The 11,970-nt window shown below is 45.4% G+C and carries 11 protein-coding genes; 7 read left to right on the top strand and 4 right to left on the bottom strand.

The window, feature by feature from the left end:
• Positions 1–8 precede the first annotated feature (8 nt).
• A complete protein-coding gene (locus ACMXYU_RS16355) occupies positions 9–668 on the bottom strand; it encodes a hypothetical protein (protein WP_415899495.1) in 660 nt (219 codons plus the stop codon).
• A gap of 354 nt (positions 669–1,022) precedes the next feature.
• Between ACMXYU_RS16355 and ACMXYU_RS16350 the strand changes: the two genes are divergently transcribed.
• Positions 1,023–2,198, top strand: coding sequence for an alginate export family protein (locus ACMXYU_RS16350; protein ID WP_415899494.1), 1,176 nt, complete (start codon positions 1,023–1,025; stop codon positions 2,196–2,198).
• A 122-nt stretch (positions 2,199–2,320) separates the two neighbouring features.
• Here the strand turns inward: ACMXYU_RS16350 and ACMXYU_RS16345 are convergent, their stop codons facing one another.
• A complete protein-coding gene (locus ACMXYU_RS16345; protein ID WP_415899493.1) occupies positions 2,321–3,931 on the bottom strand; it encodes a methyl-accepting chemotaxis protein in 1,611 nt (536 codons plus the stop codon).
• Positions 3,932–4,371: 440 nt separating this feature from the next.
• Between ACMXYU_RS16345 and ACMXYU_RS16340 the strand changes: the two genes are divergently transcribed.
• The 5 genes from ACMXYU_RS16340 to ACMXYU_RS16320 all read left to right on the top strand — a co-directional run bounded on the left by ACMXYU_RS16340 (position 4,372) and on the right by ACMXYU_RS16320 (position 9,123).
• The gene (locus ACMXYU_RS16340; RefSeq protein ID WP_415899492.1) at positions 4,372–5,352 is read left to right on the top strand and encodes a TRAP transporter substrate-binding protein; all 981 of its coding nucleotides are present in this window, start codon (positions 4,372–4,374) and stop codon (positions 5,350–5,352) included.
• A 143-nt stretch (positions 5,353–5,495) separates the two neighbouring features.
• A complete protein-coding gene (locus ACMXYU_RS16335; RefSeq protein WP_415899490.1) occupies positions 5,496–6,080 on the top strand; it encodes a TRAP transporter small permease in 585 nt (194 codons plus the stop codon).
• On the top strand, positions 6,081–7,478 hold the full coding sequence (locus tag ACMXYU_RS16330; RefSeq protein ID WP_415882816.1) for a TRAP transporter large permease: 1,398 nt from the start codon (positions 6,081–6,083) through the stop codon (positions 7,476–7,478). It begins immediately after the preceding gene.
• 171 nt (positions 7,479–7,649) lie between these two features.
• Complete coding sequence (locus tag ACMXYU_RS16325; RefSeq protein WP_415889606.1) at positions 7,650–8,150, top strand: hypothetical protein; 501 nt, start codon at positions 7,650–7,652, stop codon at positions 8,148–8,150.
• A gap of 52 nt (positions 8,151–8,202) precedes the next feature.
• Positions 8,203–9,123 (top strand): RluA family pseudouridine synthase, encoded by a 921-nt coding sequence (locus ACMXYU_RS16320; RefSeq protein WP_415899489.1) that lies wholly within the window; start codon positions 8,203–8,205, stop codon positions 9,121–9,123.
• On the opposite strand, the gene ilvA is transcribed toward ACMXYU_RS16320, so the two are convergent.
• Positions 9,120–10,637: a threonine ammonia-lyase, biosynthetic gene (gene ilvA, locus ACMXYU_RS16315; RefSeq protein ID WP_415899488.1), complete on the bottom strand. Its 1,518-nt coding sequence runs from the start codon at positions 10,635–10,637 to the stop codon at positions 9,120–9,122. The genes ACMXYU_RS16320 and ilvA overlap by 4 nt on opposite strands.
• Before the next feature lie 171 nt (positions 10,638–10,808).
• On the opposite strand from ilvA, the gene rpiA reads away from it, so the two are divergent.
• Complete coding sequence (rpiA, locus tag ACMXYU_RS16310; protein ID WP_415899487.1) at positions 10,809–11,480, top strand: ribose-5-phosphate isomerase RpiA; 672 nt, start codon at positions 10,809–10,811, stop codon at positions 11,478–11,480.
• Positions 11,481–11,552: 72 nt separating this feature from the next.
• Here rpiA and ACMXYU_RS16305 read toward each other — a convergent pair whose 3' ends face one another.
• Positions 11,553–11,858, bottom strand: coding sequence for a hypothetical protein (locus ACMXYU_RS16305; RefSeq protein WP_415899486.1), 306 nt, complete (start codon positions 11,856–11,858; stop codon positions 11,553–11,555).
• Between the last annotated feature and the right edge of the window lie 112 nt (positions 11,859–11,970).

Raw genomic sequence — 11,970 nt, 5'->3', positions numbered from 1 at the left:
TCCAATTATTAGTATTCATCCAAAAATTCGAAGTCTTCTTCGTCAGCCTTTGGCTGTACTTCGTAGAAGGTTTCGCTTAATTGCCAGGTCAGTGATTGGTCTTGGCTAATGTCCACTATCTGGGTTAATCGATTATTTTCCGCTTTTAACTGCGGATGCCATAAGGTTAGGCGATATTTACCCAAGTGGTGAAGATCGAATGAAACAGAGCCGTTTTTAGTCGTTTTGGCAAAATAAGGTGTATCGACGATCAGTATAAAACCGCTCATCCAATCATGGATGTTACAACCCATAGCGACTGTTTCAGTGGATGAGTCGGGCTCAAACGCCTCTAGGGCCTTGGATTCGCCTGATTTCAGTTTAAAGGAAAAACGGTTTGGGCCGGAGATCGAGTAAATATGGTGGGTAAAGTCATCTTTATTGCTGAACTGTACCTCATCTTGGCGCTGCATCACCGTAATATGTGGTGCAAATGCGCGATCTTTTTGTGTGATCTCGATTTTTTTACGTTCGATCTTGGGGGCAGGCTGATCCAAAGGTTCTGCATAGATTACGATGGAATCCACTCCTGATTTATCTGGGTTGAGAACCGTTACGTCCAATATGGCAGCGCTAGTTTGAGTGGCTATTAAGATGGCAAAGCTAGCTGCGATGGTGCGTATATACACTGCGATTCTCCAAAATGGGTTCCGTTTCCTTAAGAATGACTCATTTGAGAAAAATAGGTTCCTTGATTCTTTATTACGCACTCAAAAAATTACATCTAATGGATAGGAAGGTAATATTTTTGTAGTAAATGTCCTTTCAAAATGTCGGATCAATTCTGGACGGTTTTGCACTAACTCGGTGTTAGGTTTCTCTTGTTTGCTGCACTGCGATAAAGCAGGTGCTAAATTAGACGATTTAAAAATGTGCAAATTAAACATTTTTATCGGTTTTTGAGCCGAATTTGCCGAAATTACGCTTATTGGCATAGGCATTGCTCCAGCACTCGCAGTCATTTTGTGAGTTAGGAGTAAACAATGAAACAACTGCCCTCTAAGTTGTTGTTAGCTACGGCTATCGCAGCTATTTCTACCCCTTCAGCCTATGCCGCTGAGTCTATTGCCGAAGCGTTTCAGAATGGTGAAACCTCAGTTAGCTTCCGTCTTCGTTATGAAGATGTTGAAGATGATTCTGCTGCTGAGGATGCAAATGCTCTGACGTTAAAGTCTCGATTAACCTTTAAAACAGATGAATTCAAATCTGTATCTGCATTGGTTGAAGTCGATGACGTAACTGAACTGGACGATGTCGAGTACAATGACGGCGTTAACGGCATGGGAACGAAAACAAAAATCGTTGACCCTGAAGGCACAGAAGTAAACCAAGCGTATTTAGCATTTACCGGTCTATCTGATACCACTGTAAAGGTTGGTCGCCAGCGTATCCTTCTAGATAACCAGCGTTTTGTTGGTGGTGTAGGTTTCCGTCAGAACGAGCAGACTTACGATTCCCTGTCGGTTAAGAACAGTTCTCTAACTGATACAGATGTGTTTTACGCTTACATCAATGATGTCCATGGCATTACAGGGTCCGATAGCAAACATAAGACACACTTACTCAACGTAAAATATAAAGGTCTGCCATTTGGTGCGTTAACAGGTTACTACTACAACTTTGAGGAAGATAAAGTAGATGGCTATGACCTAGATACTTACGGTGTCCGTCTTAGCGGTTCTCAAGATGCGGGTAATACCAAGCTGCTTTATACCGCAGAATATGCCACTCAGGATCAAAACAATGGTTCGAAGCCGGATTACTACTTGCTTGAAGGTGGCGTGAAGGTTTCTGGTGTAACTGCCAAGCTGGGCTTTGAAGTTCTTGAAAGTGACAATGATAAAGGCTTCAACACACCACTAGCGACTAAGCATAAGTTCCAAGGTTGGGCTGATCAGTTCTTAGCGACACCAACAGATGGTATTGAAGATCTATATGTCAGTGTCGGTACTAAGTTAGCAGGTGTTAAGCTGCTTGCGGTTTACCACGACTATGAAGCAGAAGATAGCGGTGCTGATTTAGGTTCAGAGTTGGGCTTCCTTGCAGCTAAAAAGTTTGGCAAAAATTACGGCCTAAGTCTGAAATATGCTGACTATGATGCAGGCGATACCAAAGATGATAAGAGTAAATTGTGGCTAACAGCTACAGCTAAATTCTAAAGCTGTATTTCAGCTGCCCGAGTAGTGACGGGTGAGAAGAGATAGGGCGATCCCCTCTCGCGCTATCAAAAAAGAAGCCGCCATATTGGCGGCTTCTTTTATTGTATTGAAGTGATAGTTTTTTACAGTTTGAACTTCTGTACCATAACCTCTAGCTGTCCTGCGAGCGTATTCAGTTCATGGGCAACTTGGTTCAGTTTACCGGCACGAGATGAAGTGTGCTCAGCAGTCTGAGCGATTTCATGTACGCTGGATTCAACGCTACTAGCCATCTCCGTCTGCTCTTTTACCGATGATGAAACCATATGGTTCATATCGTTAATCGCACGAACCTCTTCGGCAATTTTGATCAGCGCATCCGATGTTTCCTGTACTTTAGCGACACCAGCTTCTGCACTTGCATGAGCCTGATCCATAACGGATACCGCATCACGCGCATCGTTTTGCAGCTCTTCGATAATCGCGTTGATCTCTTCAGTCGAGTTACGAGTTTTACTTGCCAGGGTACGGACTTCGTCCGCTACCACTGCGAAGCCTCGACCTTGCTCTCCGGCACGGGCCGCCTCGATTGCAGCATTAAGCGCTAACAGGTTGGTTTGCTCAGCAATTTTCTGAATAACTTCTAATACGGTACCGACACTTTGGCTTTGTTCATCCAGTTTGTTGATAACGCTCAGTGCACGGTCAATATTGCTCTTCAGGGAATCAATGGCATTGATCGCTTGCTGAGTAATTTGGGTGCCTTCCTGGCTTTGTTCAAGGGCAAGATCAGATGCTGATACCGTATTTTCAGCACTGGCTTCAACGCTCTTAGTGGCTGCTTCCATCTGCTCCATAGCAGAAGCGACAGCACTGGTTTGTATCTGTTGATTATTAACCGCGCTATTTGCCATATCAGCGATGTCATTAATAGAAGTACTGGAGGTACTCAATTGATGAACGGTAGAGCTCACTTTGCTGAGGCTGGAGTGGAAATCTTCCAGCATAGTGTTCAGTGATGTCGACATCGTGCCGATTTCATCTTTGGAATTCACATCTATACGAAGTTTAAGATCAGAATTTTTATGAATGGTGTTGATCGTTTTACCCATACGTTTAACTGGACGTACCACTAGGTGTCCTAGCAACAAGCTAATTAGTATTAAGCCGATAATAAACAGCACTAGCTCGGTTAATGCTACGCTGATCAAGTTAGCACGAATGGTGTTATCAAGATTTTCAAAAGAGTAGGTGACACGTACAGCACCTAATACATCACCTTCAGCGGTTTGGTGGCACAGTAAGCAATTAGTACCTTTATAGTCAGGCAGTGCTTTCATTGGCGTGACAACAGTTAGGCGGTGGCCTTTTTCATCATCAATCTCTTCAATAACCTGTTCACCTTGCATCGCGCGTTTATCTAGATCATCAACAACTTTGGAGTCTGCGGTGCCGGGCCCATAAACTTTAGAGATACTGTCGGCACGGATGATACGAGCTTCTAATACGTCTGGGTTAGCAAGGATCTTTTTCTGTAAGGTTTCGCGGTTAGACATAGCGCCGCTCAGCATCAGAATATTGATACTGTCAAAGTAGGAATCAGCCGTTTCAGTGGTTGTACGTTGTACAACTTCAGAAACTAATTGTGTTTCACTACGGTAAATCGCGGTTAGAGAGCTAACCAGGATAATCAGGAACACTACTGCTAGAGAAATGTTTACCTTTGTTTGAATTGATAGGCCATCCAATTTCACACTTCAGCTCCCGTCATTAGTGACGTCATTTTTATAATAGTGGTTAGCATAGTCAGTAACTCATCATAAGGCGAAGCTGATATTACACACAAGCCTAAGGTGCTTTGTTCTTTCGATGTAGATCAATAAAACGCTATTTTTGGATGCTGGTTCAATAAATAAAACAGAGATGGATGGGAGTTCACTTATTTAAAAATGATAAATGGGTGGGTTTCCGCCAATTTTTCTGGCCGCTTTAATCTCATCTTAAAACACGTGTTTAACCTGTGTCTCAATGTTTATAGGCGCTACAGGGCTTTAGGAAAAATATTTTTAACAGTTGGCCCTAACTTTGCTCCTAGTGTCATGAGTTCAGAAAGTTCTGTGACGCCTAAAAACAGAAAGCGCTGAATTTCAAACAAAACAAACATAATTAAATTCAATTAAACAGGAGATGCACAATGCGTTTACTGACCGCTGCGGTAACTTCCCTTGCACTAACTCTAGGAGCACAAGCTGCTGTTGCAGCCCCAGTAGAAATTAAGTTTTCTCACGTGGTTGCTGAAAACACACCAAAAGGCCAGATGGCTCTTAAATTCAAAGAGCTAGTAGATGAGCGTCTAGCTGGCAAAGTTGAAGTTAAAGTATTCCCTAACTCTCAGCTATTTGGTGATAACAAAGTTTTGGAAGCGATGTTGCTAGGCGATGTGCAGATGGCTGCGCCTTCTCTATCTAAATTCCAGAAGTTCACTAAAAAGCTTCAGATCTTCGATCTGCCTTTCCTGTTTAAAGATATGGCTGCTGTAGAAAAATTCCAGAACAGCCCTGATGGTCAAAAACTACTAGGTTCTCTTCAGAGCAAAGGTCTAGTGGGCCTAGGTTACCTACACAATGGTATGAAGCAGCTTTCTGCAAGCCAAGAGCTGAAAGTACCAGCTGATGCTCAAGGTAAAAAATTCCGTATCATGACATCTGACGTACTACAGGCTCAGTTTGAAGCTGTAGACGCTGTTCCACTGAAAAAGCCTTTCTCTGAAGTATTCACACTTCTACAGACTAAAGCGATCGATGGTCAGGAGAACACTTGGTCAAACATCTACTCTAAGAAGTTCTTCGAAGTTCAGCCTTTCATCACTGAATCTAACCACGGTGTACTGGACTACCTAGTAGTAACTTCTGCTGAGTTCTGGATGGGTCTTGATGCAGATCTGAAAGTTGAAGTTAAGAAAGCTCTAGACGAAGCGATCAAGCACGGTAATGGCATCGCTGCTGAAAAAGCTGCGTCTGATAAGCAGAAAATCATCGATTCTAAGCGCTCTCAAGTTGTGAGCCTAACTGACGCAGAGCGTGCTCAGTGGGTTGAAGCAATGAAGCCTGTATGGAAGCAGTTTGAAGATGAGATCGGTGCTGATCTGATCAAAGCTGCTGAAGCAAGCAACTAATATCACGTCACTTAACCGGGTGGGCTTTGCCCGCTCGGTTATGTTCAGAGGAGAACGATTAACGGCGTTAGCCGTAGGTTGTCCTGTGAATATCTCCTTTTGAAAAAACCTATTAACGACGTGAGTCGCTAGGGGAGCTGTATATGGTTCGTAATCTTGTAACAAAATTGGAAGAGGGCTTTTTATCCCTGCTTCTAGTTTCAATGACATTACTGGTATTTGCTGAAGTGGTAGCGCGCTTTGGTTTTAACGCCGGTATCCATTGGGCACAGGAAGTGACCCTTTTACTCGCTGCATGGTTTGTACTCTTTGGTGCTTCTTATGGTGTCAAAGTAGGTGCGCATATCGGCGTGGATGTTTTTGTAAAACTGATGCCTGAAAACACGCATCGTTTAGTCACTTTGGTTGCTGTTGGCCTGTGCTTGGTTTACTGCGGACTGTTCTTGTATGGCTCTTGGATCTACATCAGCAAGATGAAGATGATCGGTATCGAGCTGGAAGATCTTCCGGTACCGAAATGGATCCCAATGAGTATTTTGGTGATCGGTTTTGTTCTATTGATCATTCGCTTCTTAGAGCTGGGCTGGAAAGTTCTAACTAAAGAAGCTGATGGCTTCCACTTTGCAGATGAAGCAGAAGAGTCAATGGAGATCGCTAACGAGTTGAAAGACACAGCACTAGGCGATCCTAATGACAGCCAAAATCAAAAAAAGCAGGAGGATAAATAAATGACTATTGCTGTACTGTTTATCACTCTGTTTGGGTGCATGATCATCGGTATGCCGATTGCTATCGCATTGGGCCTATCTTCTGTAACCACTATTTTGTTGTTCTCAAATGACTCGCTGGCATCGATTGCATTGAAACTGTTTGAGGCGACTTCAGAACATTACACGCTACTAGCGATCCCGTTCTTCATTCTGTCCTCTGCGTTCTTGTCTACCGGGGGGGTAGCAAAACGTTTGATTAACTTCGCGGTTGATACCGTGGGGCATATCCGAGGCGGTCTGGCAATGGCGTCGGTAATGGCGTGTATGTTATTTGCTGCGGTATCTGGTTCATCTCCAGCAACAGTAGCAGCGATCGGTACTATCTGTATCGCGGGTATGGTGCGCTCTGGTTACCCACAATCTTTCGCTGCAGGTGTAATCGCGAATGCGGGCACTTTGGGTATCTTGATCCCACCGTCTATCGTAATGTTGGTATACGCTGCAGCGACAGAAGTTTCGGCTTCACGTATGTTTATGGCGGGTTTCATCCCGGGCCTAATGATGGGTCTGATCCTAATGATCGCTATCTACATCGTTGCGCGTGTTAAAGGTCTCCCATCTCAGCCGTTCCCAGGTTTCCGCGCGTTGGCTAAGTCTGGCCTAATCGCGATGGGTGGTTTGATGCTGATCTTCATCGTACTAGGTTCTATCTACGGTGGTGTGGCATCGCCAACGGAAGCGGCGGCAGTAGCTGCAGTATACGGCTATTTTATTGCGGTAATGGGTTACCGTGATATTGGCCCGATGAAAGGTGTGCCATGGAAGAAAGATGGCGAGAACCTTATCACTGCTGCTATTCGTAATGCGCTACAAATGCTTTGGGCGCTACCAAAATCTGTTAACGATCCAGAAGTACGTAAAGTACTGATCGATGCGTCTAAAGTGTCCATGATGCTGCTATTCATCATTGCTAACGCAATGCTGTTTGCACACGTTCTTACGACAGAGCGTATTCCACACACGATTGCAGAGCAGATCCTAGCTTGGGGTCTACCAGCGTGGGGCTTCCTGATCGTAGTAAACATCTTGCTACTGATTGCGGGTAACTTCATGGAGCCATCAGCGATCCTATTGATCATGGCGCCGATCCTGTTCCCAATCGCAACGCAGCTAGGTATCGACCCAATTCACCTAGGTATCATCATGGTTGTAAACATGGAGATCGGGATGCTCACCCCACCGGTGGGACTCAACCTCTTTGTAACCGCCGGGATAACCGGGCAGAACATGGTCTGGGTTATCAAGGCCTGCCTACCATGGCTATGCCTACTGTTAGGCTTCTTAATGCTTATCACTTATGTGCCGCAGATCTCTCTATTCCTACCGGAATATATAGATCACTTGAAAGGCTATTAAGTTTTACCGAATCAACCTCACTCAAGGGGGGAGCTTCTCCCCCGTTTAAACTGTTGATTAGTGCTTTAACCACCGCTCGCGGTGGTTTTTTTTGTCTTAAATTTGGGCTCTATCGCTGGCGAGGGTATAATCGCCGCATCTAATGCATTGGTTACAAAAGAGACAGATAGAGTGATTGGTTATATAGCAGCGCTATGGGGTATCAGCGGTATTTTCCTGTTAATAGGCAGCGCGATCTATCGTCTTAGCGATATAGGTCTACAAACCTTTAACTATGATCTCTCTTGGTATCACTGGGCGGCATTAGCATTTAGCGTGATCTTTATGGGTTTTGCCGAAGGCTATCGCGGCTTTCAACAAGCGTGGTCACCGCGTGTGGCGGCTCGTATTCTGTATCTTTCTCAGAATGTCTCTCCGGTCCGTTTTGTCTTTGCGCCCCTGTTTTGCATGGGGTTCTTCTCGATCGTTCGTAAACGTATGATCGTTACCTACTGCTTAACGCTGGGCATCATCTCTATGGTCTTGCTAGTGCATCAACTAGAGCAGCCATGGCGCGGCATTGTTGACCTTGGCGTAGTTACTGGTCTGATCTGGGGCCTAACTTCACTGCTGCTTTTTTCTATCAAAGCGTTCTTTAGCGAAGGGTTTGAGCACTCGCCAGAGATGCCTTAAAGCGACTAGCCTGTTGCTAGATGTTGCGCTTGTTAGTGGCTAGGAGGGAATCATGGCTGATGGCTTTGTCTTGGATTTTACAGTTTATTCAGCAGGCCCAACCATTTCCTGCTTCTTATCCACGCGTTTAGCCAGTCTTCATCAAGCACAACTGCCGCAGCTATTCGCTGAGGGTTTTATATCTGTAGATGGCCAGATTGCTTCTGCAAACCATGTCTTAGCAGTAGGGCAGAAGGTAGCTGTATCACTATCGGATCATTATGAAGAGCCTGTTGATACCCACTGGCGAAAGCTTTGGGAAGACGACGAAATTCTAGCTGTATTTAAGCCCCATCTGCTGCCAGTGAGCCGTACCACTCGAAATTTATATTACACGTTAATCTCTCTTGTTCGTCGTCAGACAGCCTATGAGGATGCGCACCTATTGCATCGTCTTGATACCGAGACCGCAGGCATCATTCTACTAGCCAAAAACAAAGTGGCGGATAAAAAGTGGAAGCCGCGTTTAGATAAATTGATCAGCAAAAAAATCTATCACGCTTGGGTAGAGGGCATTCCTGAATGGGATGAACTCAGCTACGAATGTGAGCTATCGGAAAAAGTTGGTAGTCCGATTCGCAGTCAGATGTATGTGGTGGACCAAGCCGAATCAGACTTGTACCCCAAGCCTAAACAGAGCCAAACCTTGTTTCGGGTCTTGCGAAAGGAAGAGGGTAAAAGCTTAATTGAATGCGAGCTAATGACTGGAAGGAAACACCAGATTAGGGCGCATTTAGCACATCTAGACCACCCGATTATTGGCGATAAGATCTATTCCAAAGGTGGTCAGTATTACTTGAAACGGTTGGGCAAAGAGTTAGGGAACGCAGATTTTGCAGAGTTAGGTTCTGAGTATCAGAGGCTGACTGCGGTAAGGGTGGACATTAACCCTGATGACCAGTCAGTGATCATCAGGGTTGATAGCAGGGATTAACCTAAGAACAGCTTATAAGCTGTGTTATCAGTCTCTTCCCAGTAGTTGTAGCCGATCTCTTCCAAGAAAGTGCCAACTTGATCACGTTCAGCTTCAGGCACTTGCATACCTACCAATACGCGACCATATGCGGCACCGTGGTTACGGTAGTGGAACATTGAGATGTTCCATTTCCCACCCAATTTCTTTAGGAAGTTCATCAGTGCGCCTGGGCGCTCTGGGAATTCAAAGCGGTAGATCACTTCGTTTTCCAGCGTTGCTGGCGCATGCCCACCGACCATATAACGGACGTGGATTTTAGCAATTTCGTTTTCGCTTAGATCTTCAACTTCGTATTCTTTGTCACGTAGCTCGCTGACCACTTCTTCGCGGCCATCACCACCGGCTTTTAGCTGAATACCTGCAAAGACGATAGCGTTGCTATCATCGCTATAACGGTAGTTAAATTCAGTGATATTGCGGTTGCCTAACGCTGAGCAGAACTTCTTAAAGCTACCCGGTTTCTCAGGGATACGTGCGGCGATAATCGCTTCACGTTGTTCACCCAGTTCGGAACGTTCAGCGATATGGCGTAAACGGTCGAAGTTTACGTTGGCGCCAGAGTCGATTGCGATAAGTGTCTTATCACTGATCTCTTCACGAGCAACATACTTTTTCATACCGGCAACACCTAGCGCTCCTGCAGGTTCGCAGATAGAGCGAGTGTCGTCGTAGATATCTTTAATCGCAGCGCAGATCTCATCCGTCGATACAGTGATGACATCATCAACGTATTTCTTCGCTACTTCAAAAGTGTTTTCGCCGATGATTGCTACAGCAACACCGTCGGCAAAGATGCCAACCTGATCCAAAGTTACACGTTTACCCGCATCCAACGCCGCTTTTAGGCAGGCAGAATCTTCGGATTCTACGCCGATAACCTTAGTTTCTGGGCGAAGGTATTTAACGTACGCCGCAATACCTGCAACGAGACCGCCACCACCAACAGGGACAAAGATCGCTTCGATTGGGCCGGATTCCTGACGTAGGATTTCCATTGCAACCGTGCCTTGACCCGCGATGACATCGGGATCATCAAAGGGGTGAACGTAAGTCATGCCCTTTTCTTCAACCAGCTTCTGAGCGTGAGCCGCTGCATCGTCGTAAGCATCGCCGTGAAGTACCACTTTGCCGCCAAGACGACGTACGTTGTTCACTTTTACGTCCGGCGTAGTTTTTGGCATGACGATGGTCGCTTTAACACCTAAGTGTTTCGCGGACATTGCTAAGCCTTGAGCGTGGTTACCCGCGGAAGCTGCAACAACACCACAAGCGCGTTCTTCCTCGGTGAGCTGCGATAGTTTGTTATAAGCGCCGCGCAGCTTGAAGGAGAACACAGGCTGTTCATCTTCACGCTTTAGCATAATTCGGTTATTCAGACGCTCAGAAAGACCTTTTGCTTCATCCAGTGGAGTTTCGATCGCCACGTCGTAAACGCGGGCCTCGAGGATTTTTTTGATATATCTATCTGGCATGATATTTCGCCTAATGTTTCGTCTGAATAAAAGTAAGCGGGAAATGGTAAAGGGAAACGCCCTGTTACGTCTACAATAGGTCACTAAAGCTGCGTATAATTTAGCGTAATTCTTACATATTTTAGTGAAAACCCCGGTTGTTTTCCGACATGCATAAAACAGGTGCCTAACATGACCCAGGACGAGATGAAAAAAGCAGTTGCTGAAGCTGCTGTGGAGTACATCAAACCTAAACTAAATGAAGACAGTATTGTGGGTGTGGGCACAGGTTCTACTGCCAACTTCTTCATTGATGCTTTAGCTGAAATTAAGCACTTGTTCGAAGGTGCAGTAGCGAGCTCTGAAGCTACAGCTGAACGCTTAAAAGGCCACGGTATCGAAGTGTACGACATGAACTCTGTTGCTGAGATGGAAGTGTATGTTGATGGTGCTGACGAGTTCGACTCTGGTCTGAACCTTGTGAAAGGTGGTGGCGGTGCCCTAACGCGCGAAAAGATTGTAGCTGCGGTAGCAAAAGAGTTTGTTTGCATCGTAGATAGCACTAAGAAAGTCGATATTCTTGGCGAATTCCCACTACCTGTAGAAGTGATTCCAATGGCTCGCTCTCAAGTAGCGCGTGAGCTGGTAAAACTGGACGGCATGCCAGAGTGGCGCGAAGGTTTCACGACCGATAACGGTAATGTGATCTTAGACGTTCATGATATGGAGATCATGAACCCTAAACAGCTAGAAACTAAGCTAAACAATATCGTGGGTGTTGTAACTAACGGCTTGTTCGCCAACCGTGGTGCTGATGTTGTATTGATGGGCACACCTGAAGGTGTAGAGACTATCAAGCTTTAATGAAGAGGCTAGCGTCTAGTTGTTAGACGCAGCGCTTGCTAGAAAAAACCTGCCTACGGCAGGTTTTTTTGTTTAAGGATCTTTTCGCGTGGAGTGCTGAATATGCTGATAGCGGAAGGATAGACTTTGACCAAAACGCACGCCTTCAAACTCCCTCGCACAGACATTGGAAAAACCAGAAACCTCGCCCTTCAGGGTGCCATCTACATTTAAATGAATATCACGTAGATGTACTTCCTGCCCTTTAAATAACAAAGCGACTTCAATGGCCGTTCGCGCAATACGCTGTTCAGGGCTTTCCGTTTGTGCAGTGTTGGTGTTTGGTGGCGTAGGCCCTACTAAATCAAAGCCTAGGATATCGGCATCGGTGGTATTCATGGTGTTATATCTGGTTTATTTCTCTTGAGCGGCAAAGACTACCATTAACCATGAGATAGATGGAATTAAGCTGAGCGTTATTGGTCACAGGGCAAGAGTGTTCTTTTTATTC

The organism is Neptuniibacter sp. QD48_11, assembly GCF_047778095.1.
Classification (GTDB): Bacteria; Pseudomonadota; Gammaproteobacteria; order Pseudomonadales; family Balneatricaceae; genus Neptuniibacter.
The sequence above is the reverse complement of the archived record's forward strand: the minus strand, read 5'-3'. Positions and strand labels throughout refer to the sequence as shown.

Excerpts from the sequence above, each read along its gene's own strand:
- ilvA (WP_415899488.1), bottom strand. The coding sequence starts at position 10,637 with ATGCCAGATAGATATATCAAAAAAATCCTCGAGGCCCGCGTTTACGAC.
- ACMXYU_RS16350 (WP_415899494.1), top strand. The coding sequence starts at position 1,023 with ATGAAACAACTGCCCTCTAAGTTGTTGTTAGCTACGGCTATCGCAGCT.
- ACMXYU_RS16320 (WP_415899489.1), top strand. The coding sequence starts at position 8,203 with ATGGCTGATGGCTTTGTCTTGGATTTTACAGTTTATTCAGCAGGCCCA.
- ACMXYU_RS16335 (WP_415899490.1), top strand. The coding sequence starts at position 5,496 with ATGGTTCGTAATCTTGTAACAAAATTGGAAGAGGGCTTTTTATCCCTG.
- ACMXYU_RS16340 (WP_415899492.1), top strand. The coding sequence starts at position 4,372 with ATGCGTTTACTGACCGCTGCGGTAACTTCCCTTGCACTAACTCTAGGA.
- ACMXYU_RS16305 (WP_415899486.1), bottom strand. The coding sequence starts at position 11,858 with ATGAATACCACCGATGCCGATATCCTAGGCTTTGATTTAGTAGGGCCT.
- ACMXYU_RS16330 (WP_415882816.1), top strand. The coding sequence starts at position 6,081 with ATGACTATTGCTGTACTGTTTATCACTCTGTTTGGGTGCATGATCATC.
- rpiA (WP_415899487.1), top strand. The coding sequence starts at position 10,809 with ATGACCCAGGACGAGATGAAAAAAGCAGTTGCTGAAGCTGCTGTGGAG.